The organism is Halomicronema sp. CCY15110 (assembly GCF_016888165.1).
Taxonomy (GTDB): domain Bacteria; phylum Cyanobacteriota; class Cyanobacteriia; order Phormidesmidales; family Phormidesmidaceae; genus Halomicronema.
On the sequence record NZ_JACSWC010000394.1, the window covers coordinates 1 to 25,040 of the forward strand.

General features: G+C 54.5%; 23 protein-coding genes and 1 pseudogene. 11 read left to right on the forward strand and 13 right to left on the reverse strand.

Going from position 1 to position 25,040, the window contains the following annotated elements:
- Window positions 1–463: 463 nt before the first annotated feature.
- Complete coding sequence (locus JUK32_RS19815; RefSeq protein WP_204140596.1) at window positions 464–913, reverse strand: hypothetical protein; 450 nt, start codon at window positions 911–913, stop codon at window positions 464–466.
- Between the two features lie 287 nt (window positions 914–1,200).
- Between JUK32_RS19815 and JUK32_RS28095 the strand changes: the two genes are divergently transcribed.
- A complete protein-coding gene (locus JUK32_RS28095) occupies window positions 1,201–1,335 on the forward strand; it encodes a hypothetical protein (RefSeq protein ID WP_255538302.1) in 135 nt (44 codons plus the stop codon).
- Between the two features lie 134 nt (window positions 1,336–1,469).
- On the forward strand, window positions 1,470–2,033 hold the full coding sequence (locus JUK32_RS19820; RefSeq protein ID WP_204140597.1) for a cofactor assembly of complex C subunit B: 564 nt from the start codon (window positions 1,470–1,472) through the stop codon (window positions 2,031–2,033).
- A gap of 105 nt (window positions 2,034–2,138) precedes the next feature.
- On the opposite strand, the gene JUK32_RS19825 is transcribed toward JUK32_RS19820, so the two are convergent.
- Window positions 2,139–2,453 carry a DUF3155 domain-containing protein gene (locus JUK32_RS19825; protein ID WP_039728799.1) on the reverse strand — a complete coding sequence of 105 codons (315 nt, stop codon included), beginning with the start codon at window positions 2,451–2,453 and terminating at the stop codon, window positions 2,139–2,141.
- A gap of 251 nt (window positions 2,454–2,704) precedes the next feature.
- Between JUK32_RS19825 and JUK32_RS19830 the strand changes: the two genes are divergently transcribed.
- The gene (locus tag JUK32_RS19830) at window positions 2,705–4,063 is read left to right on the forward strand and encodes a GAF domain-containing sensor histidine kinase (protein WP_204140598.1); all 1,359 of its coding nucleotides are present in this window, start codon (window positions 2,705–2,707) and stop codon (window positions 4,061–4,063) included.
- A 30-nt stretch (window positions 4,064–4,093) separates the two neighbouring features.
- Here JUK32_RS19830 and JUK32_RS19835 read toward each other — a convergent pair whose 3' ends face one another.
- The gene (locus JUK32_RS19835; RefSeq protein WP_204140599.1) at window positions 4,094–6,859 is read right to left on the reverse strand and encodes a bifunctional acetate--CoA ligase family protein/GNAT family N-acetyltransferase; all 2,766 of its coding nucleotides are present in this window, start codon (window positions 6,857–6,859) and stop codon (window positions 4,094–4,096) included.
- Between the two features lie 260 nt (window positions 6,860–7,119).
- A complete protein-coding gene (locus JUK32_RS19840; RefSeq protein WP_204140600.1) occupies window positions 7,120–7,521 on the reverse strand; it encodes a CBS domain-containing protein in 402 nt (133 codons plus the stop codon).
- A 562-nt stretch (window positions 7,522–8,083) separates the two neighbouring features.
- On the opposite strand from JUK32_RS19840, the gene JUK32_RS19845 reads away from it, so the two are divergent.
- A complete protein-coding gene (locus JUK32_RS19845; protein WP_204140601.1) occupies window positions 8,084–9,160 on the forward strand; it encodes a TrkA family potassium uptake protein in 1,077 nt (358 codons plus the stop codon).
- 39 nt (window positions 9,161–9,199) lie between these two features.
- Here the strand turns inward: JUK32_RS19845 and JUK32_RS19850 are convergent, their stop codons facing one another.
- Window positions 9,200–9,988: a DUF362 domain-containing protein gene (locus JUK32_RS19850; protein WP_204140602.1), complete on the reverse strand. Its 789-nt coding sequence runs from the start codon at window positions 9,986–9,988 to the stop codon at window positions 9,200–9,202.
- A 163-nt stretch (window positions 9,989–10,151) separates the two neighbouring features.
- Between JUK32_RS19850 and JUK32_RS19855 the strand changes: the two genes are divergently transcribed.
- The 3 genes and pseudogenes from JUK32_RS19855 to msrB all read left to right on the forward strand — a co-directional run.
- A complete protein-coding gene (locus JUK32_RS19855) occupies window positions 10,152–10,964 on the forward strand; it encodes a Uma2 family endonuclease (RefSeq protein ID WP_309224591.1) in 813 nt (270 codons plus the stop codon).
- A gap of 153 nt (window positions 10,965–11,117) precedes the next feature.
- Complete coding sequence (gene ccsB, locus JUK32_RS19860; protein WP_204140603.1) at window positions 11,118–12,143, forward strand: c-type cytochrome biogenesis protein CcsB; 1,026 nt, start codon at window positions 11,118–11,120, stop codon at window positions 12,141–12,143.
- A gap of 740 nt (window positions 12,144–12,883) precedes the next feature.
- Window positions 12,884–13,363 (forward strand): annotated as a pseudogene (msrB, locus tag JUK32_RS19865) (peptide-methionine (R)-S-oxide reductase MsrB); the annotation flags it as partial.
- Between the two features lie 135 nt (window positions 13,364–13,498).
- Here msrB and JUK32_RS19870 read toward each other — a convergent pair.
- From JUK32_RS19870 to JUK32_RS19895, 6 genes are all read right to left on the reverse strand, one after another.
- Complete coding sequence (locus JUK32_RS19870; protein WP_204140605.1) at window positions 13,499–14,146, reverse strand: DnaJ domain-containing protein; 648 nt, start codon at window positions 14,144–14,146, stop codon at window positions 13,499–13,501.
- 352 nt (window positions 14,147–14,498) lie between these two features.
- The gene (locus tag JUK32_RS19875) at window positions 14,499–15,458 is read right to left on the reverse strand and encodes a hypothetical protein (protein ID WP_204140606.1); all 960 of its coding nucleotides are present in this window, start codon (window positions 15,456–15,458) and stop codon (window positions 14,499–14,501) included.
- 127 nt (window positions 15,459–15,585) lie between these two features.
- The gene (locus tag JUK32_RS19880; protein WP_204140607.1) at window positions 15,586–16,443 is read right to left on the reverse strand and encodes an alpha/beta fold hydrolase; all 858 of its coding nucleotides are present in this window, start codon (window positions 16,441–16,443) and stop codon (window positions 15,586–15,588) included.
- A gap of 4 nt (window positions 16,444–16,447) precedes the next feature.
- On the reverse strand, window positions 16,448–17,671 hold the full coding sequence (locus JUK32_RS19885; protein ID WP_239112881.1) for a glycosyltransferase family 2 protein: 1,224 nt from the start codon (window positions 17,669–17,671) through the stop codon (window positions 16,448–16,450).
- Window positions 17,672–17,873: 202 nt separating this feature from the next.
- Window positions 17,874–18,554, reverse strand: a complete 681-nt coding sequence (gene msrA, locus JUK32_RS19890) for a peptide-methionine (S)-S-oxide reductase MsrA (RefSeq protein WP_204140608.1) — start codon at window positions 18,552–18,554, stop codon at window positions 17,874–17,876.
- Between the two features lie 136 nt (window positions 18,555–18,690).
- On the reverse strand, window positions 18,691–19,914 hold the full coding sequence (locus JUK32_RS19895; RefSeq protein WP_309224592.1) for a site-specific integrase: 1,224 nt from the start codon (window positions 19,912–19,914) through the stop codon (window positions 18,691–18,693).
- Window positions 19,915–19,962: 48 nt separating this feature from the next.
- Here JUK32_RS19895 and JUK32_RS19900 point away from each other — a divergent pair, with 48 nt between their 5' ends.
- Window positions 19,963–20,067 (forward strand): PetM family cytochrome b6-f complex subunit 7, encoded by a 105-nt coding sequence (locus tag JUK32_RS19900; RefSeq protein WP_204140609.1) that lies wholly within the window; start codon window positions 19,963–19,965, stop codon window positions 20,065–20,067.
- Between the two features lie 90 nt (window positions 20,068–20,157).
- On the forward strand, window positions 20,158–21,114 hold the full coding sequence (locus JUK32_RS19905; RefSeq protein ID WP_204140610.1) for an NAD(P)H-binding protein: 957 nt from the start codon (window positions 20,158–20,160) through the stop codon (window positions 21,112–21,114).
- Window positions 21,115–21,428: 314 nt separating this feature from the next.
- Here the strand turns inward: JUK32_RS19905 and JUK32_RS19910 are convergent, their stop codons facing one another.
- Window positions 21,429–22,499, reverse strand: coding sequence for a hypothetical protein (locus tag JUK32_RS19910; protein WP_204140611.1), 1,071 nt, complete (start codon window positions 22,497–22,499; stop codon window positions 21,429–21,431).
- Window positions 22,500–22,971: 472 nt separating this feature from the next.
- Window positions 22,972–23,310 carry a hypothetical protein gene (locus JUK32_RS19915; protein WP_204140612.1) on the reverse strand — a complete coding sequence of 113 codons (339 nt, stop codon included), beginning with the start codon at window positions 23,308–23,310 and terminating at the stop codon, window positions 22,972–22,974.
- A gap of 137 nt (window positions 23,311–23,447) precedes the next feature.
- Between JUK32_RS19915 and JUK32_RS19920 the strand changes: the two genes are divergently transcribed.
- On the forward strand, window positions 23,448–24,299 hold the full coding sequence (locus JUK32_RS19920; RefSeq protein ID WP_204140613.1) for an ABC transporter ATP-binding protein: 852 nt from the start codon (window positions 23,448–23,450) through the stop codon (window positions 24,297–24,299).
- A gap of 8 nt (window positions 24,300–24,307) precedes the next feature.
- Entirely contained in the window at window positions 24,308–24,916 is a 609-nt protein-coding gene (gene scpB / locus JUK32_RS19925; protein ID WP_204140614.1) for an SMC-Scp complex subunit ScpB, read from the forward strand.
- The last annotated feature ends 124 nt before the right edge of the window (window positions 24,917–25,040 follow it).

Sequence of the window (25,040 nt, forward strand, 5' to 3'; positions counted from 1 at the left end):
CTTCGCTCAACTCTCGATACTGGCAGGTTGAGCGAAGTCGAAACCGGATTGAACGGGTACTTTATTTAGTTGCAGTTTCCTTAGCAGGGAAAGGCTCCAACCTCAGAGCTTGTCGGGCGTGATCTCAAAATGGCACCAAGATCTGATGCGTTCGCTGTTGGGGCAACTCACGTTACCAGGACGAGGAAAATAAGGCAGATTGGCTGGATCAGTGATGTTGCTGGATCAGTAATGTTGCGAAACTGATGCAGCATTATCGACGGCAAGCTGGCTGAAAAATGGTCGGCATCACAAAAACGACGATTGATGGGGCGCTGCCAGCCATCGCGATCGCCTGCATCAATTCAGTGATGGTTGATAGCTGCACCGCGATCGCCACGCCAACTTTAAATTCAGTCAGCCCAAACGTTCATCTTTTTCATCATTGGTGTGCCGCAGTGCCCAGTTCATTCGGCGAACAGAGCTAGGCGGCGGTTTTCTCGGCTGCGGGCTGATGCCAGGAAAGCGACAGCATTTCTCGTCCCAAATCGCGATGGTGGGGGGCGCAGCGCCAATCAGGATGGGCGGTCATCAACAGCGACTCTAGCGATTCCTGATCGAACAAATGCGTTGCCAGATACCCATCAACGTCAAAGTCGATGGCAAAGCAATTTTTCGAAGCACATCGGATAGTTAACACGTCACCTGTAGCGGTAGGCAACTCTAGCGTGTCGCCGGCTGCGAGCCCCCGGAAGGCCAAGATGGCTTGCCGAAACTGATCAAAATCGTTGATGCTCAGTCCTGGCAAAATAATCGGCTTAGCTTCGTCCCCGTTGACTAACAACCAATATCGGCGAAGGGGGTCAATCCCCACCAGCCAGGTTTGCTCGTCATCCAATCGATATCGGGGAACTAAGGGAAAGCGATCGCTCATAGCGGCATCCGAAAAATTATTCTTCTCTAGGATTTCTCAATCAGCGGGTTTTCTCAATCCCGCGAAACAAAAGTTTAATGATGCCGATAAATTTTGTAAATGAATGTTAAGCTGGCGGTCTCGGCCAACAACATTTGGGCCGTTATATTGAGGAGAGTGGTTCACGCGCAGCGATCACAGCACGTTCACATTTCTACATGAAAGTGCCGTTCTCTAGTTGCACTCCTGAATCAGCGATCGATTACGAGAGGGCACACTTGTGTCTGAGGCCATTTAGGTAATGCCTTATGGATTGTTCAAGTATCGGTAGGGCTGAGCCGCTTAAGCTGTTTAACTGGCAAGCAGTGGTGAAGATCGGCAGTGGCTTAGTGGCCAATGACTGGGATTCCTGGCTCAGTAAGCTGACGCCGGATGTCATCTAATTTGCGACCTGATAGGTTGTTTGCCCGGTTTGAGCATCTTGTGGAGTCCAGTCCCGGTCGATATTGGCGATCGCCCGACCCGCTACATGCGTTTAATCACTGAACTGTAATCAACGGACCTGTACTTAATTTCTATGACTGCTGTCGAACAACTGGTGCCGCCCTCAATCTTCGGGTTGACCTTTCTCTTATTCATTGGTCTGTTCTTTTTTATTCGTGCCGCGACCAAAGACCGTACGGAGACGGCGCTCTACGTGACGCCCCTGTCCGATGTCACCCTGCTGGAAAAGTTGCAGGAGTATTTTGCTAATCGGGCTTATCGGGTCAAAGTGGTCGATCCAGAATCAGGTCAAATTGCGTTGGAAGGAAACGTCGGGGCCAGTGTGTTTCTTGCCGTTTTTTTAGGTGGACTCGCTGCGGTCGGTTTATTGTGCCTGGCGCTGGTAGTGGTGATATCAGCCCCTCAACTGGGTTATTGGCCTTATGTGCTCTTGGGGTTTTCGCCACTGGCTTCTTGGTTCTATTGGCGCGGGGCTAACCGCTTAGAGCAAGTTTCGTTTTGTGTACTGCCATCAGATGAGCCCGCCCAAACAACGGGCCAAACGGTAGCAACGCAGCTGCGAGTGACAGCTCACCGTGATGAACTCGCCACGCTGGCCGCTCAGCTGCCTTTAAAGCAACAACGAGAGGTAGAGTAATCGACCTCTACCTCTCGTTAATTAGGACTTTAATTGTTTCTCCGCGAGCACCTGAAAAGCTGGAAAACTTTAATTACTGGGTTCTCCAGCGATCAGATGAAAAGCTTACTTCGACAAGCTCACAACCTCATCTTCGTCTTCATTCAACAGGGCTCTCAAGCTGGGAAACAAAAAGTGGTTCTCTTCAACATACTGGGCACCAAAAAGGCCTTTTTCTGCCCAAAAATATCGATCAGTTGTATGCTCATTACGCTTTACCAATAACAATGCGGGGGGAGCAATGTTTTCACTATGGATAAAGTTACGAGCCGCAGTTACCGGTTTATCGGTACCGCTTTCGATACTATATTGAGGTACACACTCCAGAATACGCCTACCTTCTAGACGACGGCGGCTTTTACGTTTACGTCTTCTTGCCAACCTGCCTACCTCCTACTCTCTGGTGTACATGTAAGATAGAGGATGTAGTTTGTGCTACAAAACCCCCAACCTTGCAAAGTATATCCGGTAAAAACTAAAATTTCAACTTATCTGAACGTACTATGGGTAGCTGGCGTGGTTAAATGATAGATTTTCAAATCTACAGCCTACCCGTAGGTTTACGCCGTATGTGCCTCCTGGTCAGGGGTTCAATTTTTCTTTCTTGAAAAGGTTTTTCAGCGATTTTGATGATGTTGATGCCTGCCAGCGCCGAATTTGCCGCCCTGTGTCAGTCTCAATTGGCGATGATGACCAAGCTGGTAGGCGCTGATTCGACTGCTGTGTACATGGCGGAGGGGTGGTCAGCTCAACAGGTGCCTAATTTATTGCCGATCGCGGTTTATCCGCCAGAAGGTGCCAGCGCCAATTTGCGGGCGCTGAATAAATCGCTCCCGGCGGCACCGGGCAATTTTATGGCGCTACAGGGGCGACCTGAGACGATCACCGCCCGTCAAGAGCCACCGTTATCTAAAGCCTCTTCTCGGGGGTCGACAGAGGCCGCGGAGCCGCCCGAACAATTGGCCATTCCCATGATGCATGAGGGGGGCGTGTTTGGGGTGCTGGTGAGTTGGCGGGCCGATCGCCCCTGGCGTGATGGGGAGCGGGAGCGCCTGGAGGAATGTGCGAGATCGCTGACGCTGGCCTGTGTGTTAGACCAGCGCGGCCAATGGCTGAAAACGCAAATGTCTGCGTTAGACCATGTGCAAGCGCAGCAGTCCGATCGCTTCCATGAACTACTGCACCAGTTGCGGAGTCCGCTGACGGCGCTGAAAACCTTTGGCAAATTGCTGACCAAGCGCCTGCCAACTGAAGATCCCAATCGGCGACTGGTGACGAACATGCTGCGGGAGGGCGATCGCATGCAGGAACTGCTGGGCTATTTTGACGATACGCTACAGGCGGCGGATGATTCGCGTGAGGAGACAGCAACCAGCGTGCCGCTGCTGCTGCCTGCCGATGATACCCGGCAGTCTTCACCAGCCCTGGCTGCCGCTCCGGAGTCGTTGATTCATTTTGGCGGGGCTTTGACCCTCCGCGCGATCGCGATCGCGGCCATTGCGTTGCCGCTGGTGGAACTCACGCAGCCCCTCGCCGAAGATGCGGGACTGGGTCTGCAGGCCATTGCTGATGACGCCGATTTGCAGGTGCAGGCCGATCCCAAAGCGCTAACCGAGAGCTTAAGTATTTTGCTGGACAATGCACTTAAATATGCCACCCCCGGCAGTCAAATCTGGGTGGAGTGGGGCTGGTCATTACCGAACGCCCCCGACTGGGTGGGCATTTTGGTGGGGGATACTGGTCCGGGCATTCCCCCTGAAGATCAGGGGCGCATTTTTGAGCGACATTATCGAGGGTTGCAGGCGGCTGGCGATTTGGATGGCAGTGGCTTAGGGTTGGCGATCGCTGCCGACCTCGTACAAGAAATGCACGGTCAGATGCAAGTGTTTAGCCCACTGGCTGCTTGGCCCTATTCGTTGCCAGACATGATTGCGCCAGAGACCCACCAGCGCGGCACGATATTTGTGATTTGGCTGCCGCGAGCCGATTGAGTGTCCCCCCAGCGCATCAGCCAACGGTGACTATTGGCCGGAATCGCGGGTGAGGTCAATCTTGGCATCCATGAAATCGGGGGTTCGTCTCAGCTCAAAGCCAACCTTTTCGCACACGCGTTGCATGGCCCGGTTTTCGTGCAAGATTTCGGCAGTGATGCAGTCTAACCTTTCGTCGCGGCCGACCTGCACCAACTGTTCTAAAAGCTTGGTGCCAATGCCCTGCTTTTGGTAGGTATCGCTGATGAGCATGGCAAACTCTGCCGCATTGGCCCCGTGGGATTTACTTAAGCGACCCACGCCGAGAATTTGGTGGCTGCCGCTGTCGTCTTTCTGATCCACCACGAGGGCCATTTCGCGATCGTAGTCCACAAAGCAGATGCGGGTCAGTCGCTCGTGGGCGATGCGATGGTTCAGCGTCATCAGGTGAAAGTAGCGAAAATAGACGCTCTCTTCGGAGAGGGTGCGATGAAACTGGACGATCAGCGGTTCGTCTTCGGGACGAATGGGTCGCACGGTGACCGCGGTGTCGTCTTTGAGCTGCCAGGGCGAGACGTATTGGGTGGGGTAGGGACGAATGGCGGGCTTGGGAATCGTGGCGAGATCGGTGTCGGGGGGGTGCAAGGCGATGCGGGCGTCTAACGCTAGCAGCGGATAGCGATGGTTGGCTTCCGCCACTAAGAGCGGGTTGATGTCAATTTCTTTAATCCAGGGCTGCTCTAGGGTGAGTTGGCTAAACCGCACCAATAACATTTCTAACTCGTCCAGATTGGCGGGTTGCCGCCCCCGCACTCCCTGCAAAGCCTGGTGGATTTTGGTTTGCTCCATCAGGCGACGGGCCAGGGTCGTATTCAGGGGCGGCAGGGCGATCGCCCGATCTTTGAAGACTTCCACTAGTTGCCCCCCGGTGCCAAACAGAATGACCGGGCCAAATTGCGCATCCAAGCTACTGCCAATGATCACTTCGTAGCCCTGAGTGCGATCGATCATGGGCTGCACCGTGACGCCTTGAAAATACTCGCCCCCAGCCTTCTCGGTAATCGCCGCTTGAATATCAGCGAAGGCCCGTTTGACCGCTGTCGCATTTTGCAAGTTAAGTTTGACCCCGCCCACATCAGTTTTGTGAACAAAGGTATGCGACACCAGCTTCAGCACCACGGGATAGCCCAAGGCTTTGGCATGGGCGATCGCCGCTTCGGGGGTGGCAGCAAAGCAGGACTCGACCGTGGGAATGCCATAGGCACTGAGCACTTGCTTGGATTCCACCTCGGTAAGCAGGGTGCGACCCGCCGCTCTGGCGGACTCGATAATGGTGTCCACTTGGGAGCGATCGGTGTGGCCAAATTCTGATTCGGGCAACAGGGCTGGCGTTTCATAAATGCCCCGCAGGTTATAGCTGTACTTCCACATGAAGTTGAACAGCCGCGAGGCCGCGTCGGGGTAGCGATAGGTGGCAACGCTGGCCTGATTGAGAATGGTTTCGCCATTGGTGACTTCAGCGCCCCCCATCCAAGAGGCCAGAATGGGTTTACGGGAGGTCTGGGCGTACTTCTTCAAATGTTCTGCAGTTTCTGTCGGATCAGTCATGGCTTGGGGCGTCAGCACCACGAGCAGACCATCGTTGTTGGGGTCTTGGGCGACCACTTCCAGGGTTTTGGCGTAGCGATCGGGATCGGCATCCCCCAAGATGTCGATGGGATTACCCTGGCTCCAGTGAGGGGGCAGAAATTCGCTGAGTTTAGCGACGGTTTCATCGGCGATCGCGGCCAGCGATCCCCCGGTATTAATCAGCGCATCCGTTGCCAATACCCCTGGCCCCCCCGCGTTGGTGATGATCGCAAGACGTGGCCCCTGGGGCCGCTGTTGCTGCTTCGCCAGCACTTCGGCCAGGTCAAACAATTCCGAAACCCGTTCGACTCGCAGCACCCCACATCGCCGAAAGGCGGCATCTAAAACGGCGTCTTGTCCCGCTAGGGTGCCCGTGTGGGAAGCGGCTGCCTGGGCCGCCGCCGCTGTGCGACCTGATTTGATCACAATGATGGGCTTCGTCAACGCCACCTCCCGGGCAGCGGAGAGAAACGATCGCGCATTGCCGATTGATTCCATGTAAATCACGATGCTTTTGGTGCGCGGATCGTCGCCCAGGTAATAAATCAGGTCGCCCCAATCCACATCCAGCATGGAACCAATGGAGACAAAGGCGCTAAAGCCGACGTTTTCCTGAAAGCTCCAGTCCAACACGGCAGTGCATAACGCCCCACTCTGGCTAATGAAGCCGACATTGCCCGGTCGCGCCAGGCTGCTAGCAAAGGTGGCATTTAACCCCGTGAGCGGATTCATAATGCCTAAACAGTTCGGCCCAATTAGCCGCAGGGGGCTGCGCCGCAACTGCTCGATAATTTGCTGCTCGAGTTCGATCCCGGCGGGTCCAATTTCTCTGAAACCGGCGGATATAACGATCGCGCCTTTGACCCCAGCCTTTACACAGTCTTGCACCAGTCCCGGCACCGATGCCGCTGGCGTGGCGATGATGGCCAAATCGACTTGATCCGGCGCTTCGCAAATGCTGGGATACGCCCGAATGCCCAGCACGCTCTGCCGCTTGGGATTGATGGGAAAGACCATGCCCCCAAACGGGCTACTAATCAAATTCCACAGCACGGTGCGGCCCACGCTGCCAGGGCGATCGGTCGCGCCAATCACCGCCACCGCCTTGGGGTTAAAGATGGCGCTGAGGGGCTGTTCTTCTGAACGGAGAATGTCGTAAGCCGGATCAAGCGAGGGTTTGAGCGACATCAGAAAACTTTAAACCTTTGGAAAGTACGGCAATGCGCGATCGGCGATGGAAACCCCCAATATCGGCTTCACGTTACTTGATATCCCATAGTGTCACCGACTTATTATTAAAGGAATTGACACTTCACCAGCTGGAGAGTCCCCCGGTTCTAGGGAGATCAAGGTGCATCGGGAGCCGCTAGACGCTAACTCAACGCTAAACGGATACAACCTTCAACATCGTTCGCCCTGATGGCAAAGTGACCACACAGGGCACCCAGCTAGCTGGGCAGCAGCGTACTGGCAACATAGCCTTTCATGACTAAGTCCGTAACGGACACGATGCCTAGCAACTCGCCTGATTGCATGACCGGCGCTCGCTGAATACCCGCATCAGACATGGCTAACGCCGCTTCTCGGAGGCTGATGTGCGGTTCTAAGGCAATACAGGGCTGACGCATAATATCTTGTACTCTGACGCGGTCAGGCTCGAGATTGCGGGCAAATACTTTGTATACGATGTCGCGCTCGGTCAGCACGCCAAAGGGCAAATCCGTAGCCGGTCGGTCAACGATGAGCGATCGCACTCCGTGGGTCTGCATTTGCACAATGGCGTCGGCAACGGTGGCCAGGCGGTCAATGACTTGAACCTCGGCGGTCATAATGTCGGCGATCGTCAACATGCTGGAAATATGCCTCCTAACTCATTAAGCTGTCTAACTATTTTTGGCCTTTATCTGTATTCCGATCCTGTCTACAGAACGCCGATCAGCCCAATTTCTGCGGGATATTTTTAGCTTTGGCCCCCGGACTGGTCATCAAAATTATGACGAAAAAAGAAGTTACTTGTCGGTGGCGATCGCTTGAGCGAGCACCTCAGGCAGTTTTTGCGGCCCGTGCCTTGGCCCGGTTGGCCCTCAACCGGGGTTGAATTTCTGTGAAGACCATCTCTCAGGGGACGGTTCCCTGGCACTGATCCCGAGTGGATCGGTGGCGGCTCCGACAGGGAACCGTCCCCTACGGTCTCCGAGCGGCTGGCGATCGCCGCCCCTGGTGTTCATGATTGGGGATGTCGCCGCCGCATTGGGGACAATAGGGATGACTACTCATGGTCAACGCCGCTCGGTTGCCGCATCGGTTGCAGAAAATGGGTGGCGGCGTGGGGCTTTCTCTCGGCAAGAACTTCTAAAATCAAGAACGGGTCGGTCACTGCCCACTTTATATTTGTGTTGAGTTTGTCACCGCATGACTGCCCCGCCGTCGCGTCCATCGTTGTCTGACACGCTCATTGAGGCGACCTATCGCCGCACTCGCCGCCATCTGATCGGTGGCGCGATCGCCCTGCTGGGGGTACTCGTCTCCGGGATCCTCTGGTACAAATGGGTGGAAGGTTGGACCTGGCTGGACGCCGTCTACATGTCAGTGATTACGCTGGCGACGGTGGGGTTTGCCGAGGTGCAGCCCTTGGGGGCACGGGGGCGGATTTTCACCATTGTGCTGATTTTGATGGGCGTGGTGGTGATTGGCTATATTTTGAACTCGTTTTCTGAAGCGCTGATTCAAGGCCACTTTCAAGCTGGAATCCGTCTACAGCAGCGCCGGAGGCTCATGGACTCATTAAATCAGCACTATATTATCTGTGGATTTGGCCGCACGGGTCGGCAAGTGGCGTCAGAGTTTTCGCTGGAGCGGATTCCCTTCATTGTGGTCGATTCCAACGAAACTTCGATCCAAGCGGCGCAGAGCTTGGGGTTCATCACCTATCAGGGCGATGCCACCCAAGACCAGGTATTGCAGCGAGTTGGCATTGAGCGATCGATCTGTCTGATTGCGGCGTTGCCCTCCGATGCCGAAAACCTGTACACCGTGCTGTCGGCCAAAACCCTCGCGCCGCAGATTCGGACGATCGCCCGCGCCAGTTCGGAGGAAGCGGTGCAAAAAATTCAGCGGGGAGGCGCAGATGTGGTGATCTCGCCGTACATTACGGGGGGCAAACGCATGGCGGCTGCGGCGTTGCGACCGCAGGTGGTGGATTTTTTGGAGGGCATTTTATCCGGGGGCGATCGCACCGTTTATGTGGAAGAGTTTCTGATTTCGGTGGATGACTGCCCGAAGGTGGGGCAAACCCTGGGGGAAGCCGAGCTGCGGCTCAAGTCTGGGGCGCTGATCTTGGCGATTCGGCGGGCGGACAATACGCTGATCGTTGGCCCCAACGCGAATACGGTAATTTGTGCGGGAGATATGGTGATCGGGATGGGCACCTCGGAAGAGTTGCGACGCCTGACCCAAGTTTTGTGTCCCATTAAACGGCGCGATCGCTGAGCTTTTTTAGAAATGCCCTCTCAGTTGTGGCAGGCGGACTTAAAGGAAACGCAGCTGTTGGATGAGCTGGAGATAGGAAGCAATCTCCTCTTTCCCAATTTCACACGCTCTCTCATCCACTGCCAGCAAACTATTACCAAAAATCACTTGCCCGATGGGCACGCTATCCCCCACGTCGGGTCGCCAGTCGCGGCTGATAAATTTCTGGTCGCAGTCCACCACGGCTCCGTCGAATAAATGTCCGATGGTGCCATAAACATCCTGCAGCACTTCGGGCACCGAGGGCCGATGCAGTTGGCCCCGTGAGTGATTGCTGCGGGCCTTGTATTTGGTGCGGGGAAAGAGACCGTACAGGTTTTTGAGGGAGGCGGAGATGAGCGATCGCCCCTTTAAATTCGTTTTCTTAAAGGCTCCGACGGAAATGCGGCAGTCCACCGTTTGCAATAGCTTCGGTGCCCACAAGGTTTTGAAGCGCACTGGGGTCATGGCCCGATTGGGATACTCCATCAGCTCTAGGGTGTCGGCGTCCAGCAGTTGCATCCCCTTATCCAGCAAGTCGTATACGCCCAATTTGCCCATAATGTCGGCAAACGAAACCTTAGAGCAGACCCCTTCCACAATCAAGATTTCGGCTTGGGGGCTGGCCTGCCGTAATCCTGTCAGCACCTGGCCCAGCCCCGCCATGCTGACCGTTACCGGCGGCCCCACCGGGTAGCCCAGATTCGGCTTTACAAGAATGGTTTGGGCGTTGATGGCCGCTGGAGGCGGAATGTAAACAAAGTCAGCGGTTGGGGTCGCAGTCACAGGGACAATCGCGGGTGCAGGCATGTTGGCGCAAACATCAGGACTCAATCAGCGTAACGAGGTTTCGGACAGTTGGGGGGGGAGAGGCGATCGCCTGGTTAGCAGTAAGACTGTGGGCCGTCGTGATGATTTCCGCGAGTGACAATTCGGTAGGCTGAACTCGCGTCTCGCTCATACGTACACAGCGGTGAATTTTTATTGGGATAGCGACGTTTACCTCAGGTGGCAGCATGATGGCAACCAGGAAATTGGTGACCCACCCACACTCTGGTTTGGTGCCGGTTTATTGTGGCTGTGGCCGTGGTGTGGTGATCACCTGAGAGCGATCGCTAAGCGCCGCGTCATTCTGACAACCTGCTTCAGGCAGCTTGTTAAAATCAGGGCACTGCTGCTGTCTGGCCCTAACTCTGTTGTCATCATGACCGCCACCACTCCCACCGCCCCAGACTATCTAACCTTCGATGATTATCTCGCCTATGACGATGCCACCGATATCCGCTACGAATTAGAGGATGGAATTTTAGTCGAGATGCCACCAGAATCAGAGGAAAATAATGATCTCGCCAGGAAGTTGTTGATTCAGCTCGCGCAGCAGTTGCCAATCGAGTGGATAGCTCACAAAGATACAGAAATAGAAGTTACAGGACGCCGGGCACGTTGTCGGATTCCTGATTTGCTGGTGCATACTGCCGAGTCAAAGGCGGCGATCGCGAACCAATCCCGAGCCACCATCACTCGCGATATGCCGCCCCCAGCGCTGGTGGTAGAGATCGTGAGTCCAGGGCCGGTCAATCGCGATCGTGATTATCGTTACAAATATGTGGAGTATGCGGCGCGGGGCATTGCGGAATACTGGATTGTTGATCCGGAGTTGCGGCAAGTGACCGTTTGCCAGTGGGTGAATGGCTTATATGAAGATCGCGTTTACGCCGCCGCCGATACACTTCAGTCGGCGTTAGTGCCCGATCTTTTGGTGGCGATCGCTGACCTCTTTGCCTGAGGGGTGCGAGCTGATTGAGCCGGCGATCTCCTGGTCGCTCGCTACTGGGTCAAAAAGTCCTTAACGCTCAATAAGCCTTAAGAATTCTCGTGGGTGAGTCGTTCAAAATCTCGGTACGATGGAGGATGTACGGAAAGTTTGAGTACCTGCGCAATGGATCTTGTAACGCTGCAAGGATGGCTGGATAACACGGCGTTTACCATTCTGTTTTTCACCATGTTGGCCTACTGGAGCAGTATTGCCTTCCCCAAGGTTCGTCTGCTGGGTGGACTGGGCACGACGGGGATGGCGCTAGCCAATATGGCGATCGCGGCCTTATTGACGGCCCGCTGGATTGAAGGAGGGTATTTTCCCCTCAGCAATCTCTACGAGTCCCTATTTTTTGTGATTTGGGGCATTACCGCTGTTCACCTCGTCGCCGAGCGCATGAGTCGGAGTCAGTTGGTGGGGGCCATCACTGCGCCAATCGCCATGGGCATGACGGCTTTTGGCACCCTGACGCTTCCCGATAATATGCAGGTTTCGGAGCCGCTGGTGCCCGCACTGAAATCTAACTGGTTGATGATGCATGTCAGCGTGATGCTGTTGAGTTATGCCGCGTTGATGGTGGGCGCACTGATGGCGATCGCCTTTCTGATTGTGACTCGGGGGCAAGCGATCGAGCTGCGTGGCAGTTCTGTCGGCACCGGAGCCTTCCGGGAAACCAAGCTGCGCCGTAACCCCAACTTGCAGACGGTCAGCGCTGCTCCCAACTTGGCCGGCGAGACCGATACCGTCACCCGCGATGGCGGCACCGCTGTTTTAGCAAAGGTGGTCACCGCACCAACAACGGCTCCTCAAAAGCTGACCCCCCAACGTCTAACCTTGGCAGACACTTTAGATAACATCAGCTACCGTATTATTGGCATTGGGTTTCCGTTACTGACCATTGGCATCATTTCTGGTGCCGTATGGGCGAATGAAGCCTGGGGTTCCTACTGGAGCTGGGATCCCAAAGAGACTTGGGCTTTGATCACCTGGCTAGTGTTCGCTGCTTACTTGCACGCTCGCATCACCAAGGGCTGGCAGGGGAGGCGTCCGGCAATTTTGGCGGCGTCTGGGTTTCTCGTGGTCTGGGTCTGCTATCTCGGCGTCAACATTCTCGGCAAGGGCTTGCACAGCTACGGCTGGTTCTTTTAGGGATCGGCAACTAAATAAAGTACCCGTGCAATCCGGTTTCGACTTCGCTCCGCCTACCAGTATCGAGAGTTGAGCGGAGTCGAAGGTCGGTTCATGGGGATCTTTTTTGCGCGCAAGTTCCTTAGCGCTGCGATCGCGGCTCTAGGCATTCGATGCCTTCGCTTTACCAATCAGGAGGCTGACGCTCACTTGGATGCGGTGATTGAGCGCATTCAAGTTCCTCGCGTAGGTTGGGCGGAACGCAGTAAAACCCAACATCAGAAAGGGTTTCGTTGGGTTACTTTGGCGCTAATACAACCGACGACAGAATAAGGGTTTCGAGAGTTTTGGCAGTCAGCCAGGTTATTTAGAGTCGTTGCGGCAACTGCTCAACACGCACAATCGAGCAAATCTTGCGCGACAGCCACAATGCCATCTTGCCATTAGAAACCATTGAACCAACTGGAATCTTGGCTTTGTTTTGCTCAACAAGGCGATCTCGGTGGGCATGAAGAGCCATCGTCGGCGGTGAGGGGCGATCTCAACTTGATAACTGCGGCTGTCCCGTGCCCAGAAAATCGTTACGCTAAGTAACGGTAGCTTTTTGCCCGGAATTGAGAGGTTTGATGAAACGACTGTATTGGCTGGTTTTCGCAAGTATGGTGCTCGGAGTCGTCACACTGCTTACGCCACTCCCTAATGACACCAGTCCGGCGGCAGCGATCGCTGGCCCCATTGCCACCCTGAATGCTTCCTCGGACTTTCGCAAACCGACTGATGCCGATTTGCGATCGCAACTGACCGACTTGCAGTACGCCGTCACCCAAGAAGAGGCGACTGAGCGCCCCTTTCGCAACACCTACTGGAACAACAAAAAGTCCGGTATTTACGTTGATATTGTTTCTGGGGAACCGCTGTTTTCTTCCCGCGATAAGTTTGAGTCAGGAACGGGCTGGCCTTCTTTTTCGCAACCGCTGGAGCCCGAAAACGTGGTAGAGCGGAAAGATCGCTCCTTCTTTATGACGCGGACGGAAGTGCGTAGCCGTCAGGCAGATTCTCACCTGGGACACGTCTTCAACGATGGGCCTAAGCCTACGGGCTTGCGCTACTGCATGAACTCTGCAGCGTTGCGCTTCATTCCGGTGACGGACCTAGCCGCCAAGGGCTATGACCAGTACCTGACGCTGTTTGACACCAATGACCTAGAGGCGACTCAAACTGCGGCAAACGACGACGCCTAGGGCGATCGCTCCTGGGTTTCCTGGCCTGAATCAACTATTTTAGTACCTGAACCACAGCAATGGCTGGGGGGCGATCGCCTTCATTTCCAGCCATATGAGCATTCCAAATTAGCGATTGACTGATGAGGCATTAAATCATTTAGCCGCTGGAGACCGCTGCTGCGTAACGTATTCCATCCGCTGAAAATCGCGATTTACTTCTTGCCACAGCACCTTGTTGTGGGGGTCAAGGCGCAAGGCTTTTTTCAACGCGCGGCGGGCCTTGTCATGATGGCCGTGACGAATTAAGTAGCGCCCCCAGCGCTGATAAGCGATCGCCTGCCACTGGGTTACTTCCGCATCGTTCGTTAGCCGTTGGGCCAATCCATCCACCAGGGCGATCGCTCTGGGAAACTTTTGCGCTTGAAATAGCAGCTGCAATTGGTCAAAGCCCTTTTGTTTCAACGCCTGATCTTCGGGGGTGAGATCGGGATTGACCTGCACTGTCACTTTCGAAGCAGCAGATTTGTGAATGGTGACTTTGGGCCGCGACGATGTCGTTGTTGCCTGGGCGGCCGTGACCGTTGCCGCGACCGTCGTCGTGGTGACGGTGGGCATGGCATCCGCCAACGCCTGATACGCCTTGGTGATGCGGATAAATTTATCCTCAGCCTCGCGATCGCCCGGATTCATATCCGGGTGATACTGCCGTGCCAGTCGCCGATACGACGCTTTGACCTCGGCAAAACTCGCATCAGACCGCAGCCCCAACACTCTGAGTTCATCTACCAGTTGCCTGCGCACCGCTGCCGTTGCCTCCTGTTACTCGCTTGACCAAGATGACGCCAAGATTGGCCTTAGGTTACCTGATCAATCACAATTGTGTTCAAAAATATCGACAAGTCTACCGATTAATTATCAAAATGGCGCAAATTCATTCATCCGTTATTGCTCGGTGCATCGCGATGCCGTGACCTAGGAGCTTCGGCCCCTGGACCGTTAGCACCTGCCTGCGGGGCGCTGGGGGCATCTGTTCGCGAGCGAAAATCCCCAGATGCCAGTGGGCTAAAACTTTACCGATGCTGACAGACCACGCAGCCAAGCCGACAGCACCGTCATCTTGCCAGCCGAACACCAGATGATGAATCGGCCATGATCAACGCTTCTTCTTTTTGCCCTTTTTCGACTTTTTGTGGGTGGCAGAGGGGCCGCCAAATCCCTGCTTGGCTTTGGGGGCGGCACTCTTTTTACCCGCTAGCAGGGCATCAAAGTCGGGTGGTCGGCTGTCAGGAAAGGCACTCGGATCGACCGGCAGGCCGGTCTCAAAGGCATTCGGTTTATCCCTCCGCTGGAAGGCGTCAATCATTTCCCGCATCCTTTGAATGTCTGGAGGAACTGCGGGCGTGAGTTCTTCTGCCGTGAAGTCAGACTCTGACTTGAGGCCGAGTTCGATCTGGGCCGCAGGCCAAGTGGCCGCGATAAACTCATCGATCTGGCCTGCCTCATACGCTTGCTCTAGCAAGTCAGCCGATTCCGTGGCTTTAAGTTCCAGCAAGCCGATCGCGAGAAAGGAGTTGTTGTCAATCTCGTTAGTGGCATAGGTTTCCAGCAGCCGCAGCAGCACGGCGACGATGCGATCGCGGGCCTCGGGAAACTGTTGGGGCAACTCATATAGACCTTCAATCAGCGGCAGAATGCGATTTTCAGTCGCCAGATTAGCTTCAATGAGTTGGGTGACAGGCTCAATGACTGGAGGCCCCCAGTGCTTAATCATGTCGATAAAGTCTTCCCCAGCCCATTCATCTAACTCAGATTGCAATAGGTCAAGGGCATGATCTTCAAAAATGGCGAGCGATCGCAGTTGATAGAGCGATCGCCAAGCATGAATGGGCGCACACCAGGCGGTTTCTGGGTCAACGTAGTCTGGCAATGCTGGGGGATGGTCGGGATCAAACTCGGCCAGGGCCGTATCTTTCATCAACTCAAGCAAAGCGGGCACATGCTCAGCCGTCAGCCCAAACTCGCTCACATAGTCAGGCCAGTCGGGCAGCCTCACGGGTTTGACAGCGTCGTAACTCAGCAGGTGCGCAACCGGGGGCGAATAGTCGTGAACCATGGGGCCACCTCAGGAAATTAGCTTTGGGCGTTAGTCGAATTAGTCACACCATTCTAGAATGCGATTTCTAACGTGCAAAGGCTGGGGGGTATGGACAATCGCGGCGACTTTGTCCGCCACCAAATAACTAATGTCGCCTGACCTGGTGGTGAATCAGTTGGGCAATTTCTGCGCCGTGGGTGTGGATCAGATCGTGATCAGCCTCAGCAATAACTTTTAGGTTTGCCAGCGGAATTTTCTCCGCATAGGTTTGGCTGTGCCAAAGCGGGATGGTGGTGTCTTGCTGCCCAGCGACAACCTGGGTGGGGGACTTGATCCGCTGTAGATACGGATCGACCGTATCGATCGCATCTTCGGGGCGCAACCGATCCATCAAAAATGACTTGGCGACTGGCTGATTCAGCAGTTCTCGACGGGTCTGATGAATTTGCTGAAAGGCTGATTGCTGGTTGAAAATCCTGGCTACCGGGGCGATCGCGTTAAGCCCCCAATCAACCCATGGGGTTTCCCATAGCAGCGGTCTTAGATGGTTGTAGCGCCCCACAAAGCTATCGTCACGAATGCCCGCTGCCGCAATTAAGGTCAGGGTCGCAGGGGATGGCAGGGCGATCGCCCTTGATGCGACAGAAGACCACCCTTGATCAGTCCACCCCAGTCCCGTCGCCGCTAGGGCATAGGCCGCTGCCGTCCAGCCGCCATAGGAGTGACCTACCAAATGAAAGTGTTGCAGGTCTAAGGCTTGAATAAACTGCCGCAAAAAATCGACCTGATGCCAAATGGTATAGCGCAGTCGGGGTTTAGAGGAGTTGCCGAAACCTAGCAAATCAATCGCGACACAGCGATAATCCGACTGGAGTTCAGGAATAATAAATTGCCAGTTACTGCCGTTGCCGAGGAAACCGTGTAAGAAGATTAGGGGTGTCCCTTGCCCTTGTTCCGAGTAGGCCACTGTGTAGTCTTGCAGTGATAAGGTCTGCCGATGCATATGGTTATCTCTGAGCCTGAACTTTTAAGGGACGACCACGCCAAGTCCAGCCCCAGCCCGTTTCGGTTTTAATGATGGAGCCAATGGCGATCGCGGCTACCAGTAAGCCACTCAACCAACTCAGCCAGAAATATCGCAACGGTTGCCGAAACCGCTGCGCAGTCTCCCGGCGATAGACGTATTGCCGCACAATTGCCCCCATCCCCAGTAGCACTGTCGCGATACCAATTAACGACCCGCCATTGCTGATCAGCACCAGCGCTAATCCCAACCCCAGCCAGGGAGCCGTAAAAACGACCAACATCGACAAAGCCGAATAGAGCGTCGAGTAAATATTGCGTCCGGCTCCCAGATAGTAGTTCTTCGTCCAGCCTTCCCAGAGGCCAGCCCAGTTTTGATACATGCGCACCTGAAACAAGTCCAGTCCTAACGCGTAGTAAAGCCGATGGCCCCGCTGCTTAATCAACCGGGCCAGAGCCACGTCTTCCACCAAGTTGTCTGCTACCGCTTGATGCCCGCCAATTGCGTCGTAGGCGGCGCGGCGAAACAACATAAAAGGGCCAGCGGCAAACGCTTGTTCCGACTGGGTGGGGTCGTTGACGGCGGCAAAGTTAAACCCAACCGCTAGAATGCTCGCCATCACGGGCTGCACCAGCCACTCTGCTAAACAACCGCACAGAATATTGGGAACCAGACTGAGCAAGTCGATGTCGTCTTGCTCGGCTTGAGTGACAGCCGTCGCGATCGCCTTCGGGGCTAAGCGTACATCTGCATCGATAAACAGCAGATAATTGCCCGTTGCCTGGGATACTGCCTGAGTACAGGCCCAATTCTTACCCAGCCATACAGCATCCTGGGGACGGGGCGGGACGGCGATGACTTGTACCCGGTCATCTTGGTCAGCTAATGCTTGAGCCAGGGTTTTCGTGGCATCGGTGGAGTCATCATCAGCAACCAGTATCTGTAGGTCACCGGGGTTAGGCAATTCGCTATTTAAAACCGCTTTGATGCAGTCCTGAATATTAACGGCCTCGTTATAGGCAGGGATAATGACGCTCACCAGCGGCAAAGCAGTCGGCTGATCTGTCAAGGGAGCTATCCTGGGTGCCTCGTCCAGGGACTGGCGCTGGAGGCCAAAGAAGACCACCATGCCGTATATACTCAGCAGCGATAAGCCAGCCGATAGATATAAAGCCAGCACCATCTCCATCGACACAGTTTCTATCATGATGAAGTGCTCACCCTCTTCGTCAGCTGTGCTAAGGAATTTTTATTGCGCATATACTTCATGATCGTTGCTTAGCGGCCTATTCGGTTTTCTCAGTGTCCTCTCAACTCAAGAAACGTCTGGTTCTTCACACATTTGGAGAACGCTTTGGCTCGGGGAACGCTTGGTTAAAGCTCTGAACTCTGAACTGGATGACCTGATATTATCCGGCGGTTGGAGCGGCAGACTCATGACCCGCTGCTTCGCCCCAGATCGCCTCTAAGCGTTGGTCGCGCCCGCAGGCATAGCGGTAGACCTTGTAGCGCACTGAATGGGTTTGATAATAGTTCTGGTGGTAGTCTTCGGCTGGGTAAAAAGCCGAAGTGGCCAAGATTTCGGTGGCGATCGCCTGGTTGAATTTTGTTGCTGCTAATGCTTGCTTGGAGGATTCAGCCGCTGCTGCTTGTTGTTCGTCTTGATAAAAGATGGCTGAGCGATACTGGCTGCCTTTGTCACAAAACTGGCCGCGATCATCCACCGGATCGACGTTATGCCAGAAGACCTCTAGCAATTGGTCGTAGCTGACCTGAGCGGGATTGTACGTGACTTTCACCGCTTCGACGTGCCCCGTGCCTCCCCCAGAAACCTGCATGTAACTGGGGTTAGCCACGGTGCCGCCGGTATATCCCGAAGTTGTGCTGATGACGCCGGGCAATTCGTCAAAGGGCTTTTCCATACACCAAAAGCAGCCACCCGCAAAAATCGCGGTACTCGTGTTGTCAGTGCTGGCTGGGCGATCGACATCCGGCGGCGCGATCGCTGCATTGGCGGCCCAAACGGGAGACGCAAACGTCAGCGTCAAACTTAAAATGCCGAGAATCAGACGGAGCCATGGACGGGTCATTGAGCGTACGGTGAAATCAACTTCCTTAAACCATGACATATTTCTTCACAAGCGATCGCTCCAATCGACTTGAGAAACCCGGTTGAGTGACTCGCTTCACCAGTTACTCAACTGGCGGCCAATTCTGAGCAAGAGATTATCCCTTGAGGGCGGCCCGCACCGCCTGCTGCTGATCGCGGCGCGTAATCCACCGATGGTACGTACGGTTATGAATCGCCACGGAGTGCCCCATCATGCGCGCCGCCACTGTATCGGGCACCCCCAGCAAAATAGTGCGTACCGCCCAGGCGTGGCGCAAATCATAAGGAGAAAACGGCATCTTGTAACGCTGGAACTGGAGCGTCACCTGCTGGCCGATACGCTGCAAGGTGGTGCGCTGCAAATTGGTCTCAATGTCCGGCAAGCAGACCGTCCTCAAGTCAAATTCGGCAATCCACTCGGGGGGAAAAGGCCAGACGTCATGGGCTCCGGTTTTGGTGGTGTCGAGCACTTCGATCGCCGCTTCGGTATCCCCCGACTGCAATGCCTGATAATCGCTGAAAAACACCTCATGATTGCGCAGGCCGTACACCGCCATCGCGCCGTAGACAAACTGCCAAGCCGGATTGGGAATGCGGTGGAAGCATTCGACAATTTGCTCATCGGTGGGCAAATCTCGCCGTTGGGTACGGCTGCTGCCATATTTGCCCCACAGCGTTTTCAAATCAACGGGCAACTCTAGCGAGAGAAACTGCGCCAACGCTTCCATCGCGGTGCAGCAGACCTGCCGACTGCGAGAATTTGCCTGCGTCTCTTTCACCGTCGCCACGATCGCCTCGGGCACACTCAAGCTGGGGCGGCGATCGCTGAGCGACTGCAACTTTCTCAAATAGGGTGCGTAGGCTTTGCTCCATGTCGCTTGCACCGAGGCGGGATGCTTATCGGGGTCGGCTTGGGCTTCCGCCAGGTAATGTTGCTCAAAGGCTGCAATTTTGTCCGCCAGGGCATCTGACCCCAGCACGAGGCCAGACTGCACGAGATAGTTGCGCCAGTCAAAGGTGCCCTCAATCAGCTTGGCGGCAATGACCTTAGCCTCCTGCTCCGCCTGTTTCAAAGCTGCTTTATTCGCCGGTAGTTTTAGGGGAATGCGCTGCTGATAGGGGCGGGTGCGATCGCTGCCAGGGCGCGGCGGCAACGTGCCACGTAGCGCCAACATATCGCCCCGCCGCTCGACTTTGAGCCCGAGCCGGGCCGCTTTGAACCGAACATTCACCTGATCGAGATGGGCATCTAAGGGATGAGGCATTTTCCAGCGGTCGGCATCAGCGACACAAAGACTAAACGTGAGACCTTGAAACTGTAAAATAAACGGTGCGAACACAGCGTTTTCAACGATTAAACGCAATTAAGCATAGGAGCTAAATTCATCATGGGCGGCGAAATTACTAGTACAGCTATTCTATTGTTTGTTCTGACCTTAGTGGGTCTGGGCTTAGGCTTTGTCATGCTGAAACTTCAGGGCGGCGAAGAATAGGTTTGCTAAAAACCCCAGGGATAATCCGTCAGACACCTGGGGTTCATCTGCTATGGTTAGAAGAACGTAAACTTTTGTTTCTAAATTCTCATGAAACTTTTGGTCGTCGGTGCCACTGGCACGCTGGGCAGACAGATTGTTCGCCGAGCGCTGGATGAAGGGCATGAGGTGCAGTGCTTAGTTCGCAGCTTTCAGCGCGGTGCTTTCTTGCGAGAGTGGGGTGCTCAGTTGCTGCGCGGCAATCTTTGTGCGCCTCAGACGCTGCCCCCTATTTTAGAAGGGGTGGATGCCGTCATTGATGCGGCCACGGCGCGACCCACGGACGCGATCGACCGGGTTGATTGGAATGGCAAGGTCAATCTCATCAAGGCTGCTAAGGCCGCAGGCGTTAACCGCTACATCTTCATTTCTATCCTGGGAGCCGAAAAGTATCCCGACGTGCCCTTGATGAATATCAAGCATTGCACTGAGAAGTTTTTGGCAGAATCGGGGCTCGATTACACGATTCTCAAACCCTGTGGCTTTTTGCAGGGCTTGATTGGTCAATACGCGATTCCCATCCTTGAGAAGCAGGGAATCTGGGTGATGAATGGGGCGGCACCCATTGCTTACATGAACACCCAGGATATCGCCCGATTTGCGATCGCGGCGCTCGGCAACCCTGACACGGTCAAACGGAGTTTTCCCCTGGCGGGCAGTCGGGCCTGGGACTCGAACGAAATCATTCGTCTGTGCGAACGCCTCACTGGACAAGATTCGCGGGTGTCTCGCATGCCACTTGGGCTATTGCGTGCTGTCAAAAAGATGCTGTCCTACTTCGAATGGGGCTGGAATGTGGCCGATCGCCTCGCCTTTACCGAAGTGGTCGTGGGGTCTGACGCGCTCATTGCGCCGATGGACGAAGTTTACGAAACCTTTCACATCGATTCTGGCGAGATTACCACCGTTGAAGAGTATCTGGGCGAATACTTTGGCCGCATTATGAAAAAGCTCCGCGAACTCGACTACGATCGCGAAAAAGCCAGCAAGAAAAAGCTACCTTTTTAAGCACGTTAGGGCGTCCTGAAGCGGGCGATCGAGGGCCGCCCGTTTGTACATTGTGCGTTGGGACAGACCTTTTCCCCAGGGCACGATGGCAATTAGACCAGCGGTTCTGACGTATGCGATTAGGAATCAGGATTGTATAAAATCCAAGTCTTGTCAGGCAGGCATCTTGCCTGCATGTGGACAGCCGTCTCGGCTGTCCACACATAATTAAATTCCCATTCCTTAGGGTTTGCTCGTCGTGAAAATACTCAGGCTCAGCTACCCAGCGCCCTATCCACTGACCTCAGCCGAGAAGTTAGTTTCTCACTGATCTTTTACTGCAGCTTGAGCGCGTTTCCGTGGTTGATGTATTCGCTCACGACCCCCTGGCGGAACGTTATCGTGCTGTTGCCAAAACTAAATACTTCTTTACAGCTACTGTCCAATCGGCTCACGGCTGTCGGCGTTTGCTGCTCGGCCTGCAAGACATCAACCCGATCAGCGCCAATCGTCCAAAAAGTGGCGGTCGCTTGACCCTTTGCCATCGTTGGCATCATCGCCACGCTCAGATTGCCATTGGTGTTGGTGTAGCCAATGACGCGATCGTCGGCCAACTGGACAATGCTGCTGCCATAGTGCAAGGTCACGGCATTCTGAAACGTGCTCGTACGGGTTGGCGTTCCTTGAATTTGGAAAACCTCTTCTTGGGAAGACCCAATCGCCCAATTTTCCGGCGAAGCCTGGAATGACAAGGCTACTTGCCCATCCCCCAACACTTTGAGATTGCCATCCGAATCACTGAAATCAACGACATAGCCATTCTTTAGCTCAACAATACTGTCGCCGTAGTACATCACCTCTTTACAAGAATTGCCGTACTGCGTCATCCGCGCCGGCATGCCCTGCAAGGCGACCACCAGTTCGCGATCGGAACCAATTGTCCAATAGGACTGCGCCTCCGGATTGATGGGAGCGCGGGAATCAATGTTGCTCTGGGCGTACTGGAGGTTGCGCGCATATTCAACCTGCTTTTGCTGCGCCATCTCATAGCTGGAATGTGACGCTGGTACCGATTCCATCTTGGTCAGCGCCTGCTGCCACAAAATCGCGACTTGACTCCACTCTTCGCGGTATTCAGCACTTTGAGTCAACTCAGCTGCACTCATCGCTTGGCGCGATCCCTGAGCAAAGGGGTCTTCGAGCGACGTGGTGGCGTTATCCGGCTGGGGTCTTAATAAGGAAAAGTTTGCTGCCAGCCCTAACCACATGCCGCCAATGCCAATGCTGACGCCTACTAGAGTCCACAGCAATTTGGTGCGAAAGGCTTTGCGATGGTTAGTAAGTTCAAAGGTATATAAGGGCTCAGATTGATGGCCTTCAAGCTCTGGATGGCGATTTTCTGACATACACAGTGATGGTAGGAGGGCGCTCAGTACAGAGCGTGAGTCAACAACTCTGATGGCAAGAGAATGCAGACTGGGAGAAATACGTAAATGCTCAGTCAATTTTAACGACCCTGGTTCCTGCGAACCAATATTGAACGGTTTGTATGGTTTCTTGACTGTTTCTTGATGATGGGAGCAGTGAGCTTCACAGACTCTTGATATTTCTCCAGGGGCGATGATGTGCTGCGTGGAGAAACACGGAGGCTTGGTGAGTGGGCTGCTGTGAAAGCGGGGATCTGATACACAGTGCAGTAAGTGCCATCACTTACAGGTGATAGGGGGAGCACTGGGCTGGGGGCCGCATCGCAGGCATATCGCTCTCTCCAAATGCCGCCAAACGCGAGCAAGGCTGGCAACCACGGGTGTTGGCGAAAGCCATGATTCGCAACTCGCACTGAAATCCTAGTCTGATGCTGTTTGGCGAACTCGGGGTTTAGAAATTTGGCGCGTCTGCGGCCTCCGAACAATCATGGGCATCCGATGCCCAAGTGCTCATGGCACGTAATTCATCCGGAATTTGGGCATCGGGTGGAAATTCGAGCAGGGTCTCGCGATCGCCTAAATATCCCGACATGGCAAACGAGGTCAACAGACGACACAGAGCAATCCACACCGACTGCTCAAATTCCCACGGTTGATCAAAGCGGGCCGTGTCAGCGATCGATTTCAGGGCCCAAAAGTAACTGTTGCGGACCACTGACCCCTGCTTTTTGTAGGGGGGCACGTCATCTTGGTGGATGAGCAAAACGGACGAGTCAACGTAACAGCGCATATTTCCCAATTCCTTTATCCCAACGCAGATTTGCCTCCAGCAGGGCACCATTATCAGCTAGACCTGCCAAGGTTTTGATACTTTTAAGCAATGGGCTATGCATCATCCCAAACCATTACTCGCTGATTGCCTAATCTATGACAGCTGCCGTTTGCGTTCAAAATTTGCACAAGGTTTACAACCGCCTCCACGTTGTGAACGATTTATCTCTTGTCATTCAACCCGGTGAGAGCTTTGGCCTGCTGGGGCCAAATGGGGCGGGGAAGTCCACCACCATTCGCATGCTAACGACCCTGACCCAGCCCTCGGATGGCAATTTGATCGTGGCGGGATATGACGTGCAGCGTGACCCGATGGATGTGCGGCGACAGATTGGCGTGGTGCTGCAACAAACGAGTGTGGATGGCGACCTCACCGTTTGGGAAAATATGGAATTGCATGGGCGGATGCACCACATTTCCCAGCCGCAACGGCAAAAGCGCATTGATGAATGGCTCGGGTTTGTCGAACTGGGCGATCGCCGCGACAGCAAAGTTAAAACGCTGTCTGGCGGCATGAAGCGACGACTGCAAATCGCCCGGGCACTGTTGCACAATCCCAAAATTTTGTTTTTGGATGAGCCCACCGTCGGTCTTGATCCGCAGACCCGCCGTCGCCTTTGGGAAATTATCCGCTCTTTGAACCAGCAAGGCATGACGATGCTGCTGACCACCCACTACATGGAAGAAGTGGAGTTTCTGTGCAATCGTATCGGGATTTTGGACCAGGGGCAGCTCATTGCCCTGGGCACGCTGGCAGAACTGCGGCAGCGGCATGGTGAGGGCATTCTCATGCGGCAAACGGGCGATCGCTGGGATTATCAGTTTTTTGCTACCCTAGCCGAAGCCAACGCTTATTTTGAACAACAGCCAGATAAAACCGGCATGATGACGCGCCCATCGAACTTAGAGGATATCTTTGTAGAACTCACTGGTCGCAATCTGGATTAAACGCCGCTATGCCTAAACTGGCCAGCGTCATCGAAGCAATTTTGTATCTCAAGGGGCGTCCACTCAATATCGCGAACCTGGCGGAATATGCTGGGTGCGATCGCGAGATGGCCGAGGAAGGCCTCATGGATCTGATGAATGAGTACGCCCACCGCGAGAGTGCGCTGGAGATCATTGAGACCAAAGACGGTTATTGCCTGCAATTGAAATCAGGCTTTCGCCATCTGGTGGATACGCTCATTCCGTTAGATCTGGGCGTGGGGGCACTGCGAACGTTAGCCGCGATCGCCCTGCGAGGCCCCATTGCCCAGACTGACCTGATCGATATTCGGGGCTCTGGCGCATATCAACACGTCAACGAACTCGTCAACCTCGGGTTTGTGCGCAAGCGCCGCCAGGCCGATGGCCGCTCTTTTTGGCTTCAGGTGACTAATAAATTTCACCAACACTTCGAAATTGACGATTTACCCGCCTTTACTAAACAAGCTGCCCAGTCTCCAAAGGCCGCCGCCGCTGATACTGGTGACAGCTCCCATGAAGAGGCCACCGTCCTCCCCTCATCGGCCTCTGAAACCGCCGTCGAGTCGCTTTCCTCTGTCACCGGGCCAGATGCGTAACCCTCCATCGGCAGAGACCGCGTTTGGAGTCATAGCGAACCGCTAATCATTTGTTAAGGTAAAACCACACAAAACCAGGCAGGTGTTGTAAATTGACTTTCAAGCCGATAATCCCTTGATTTTC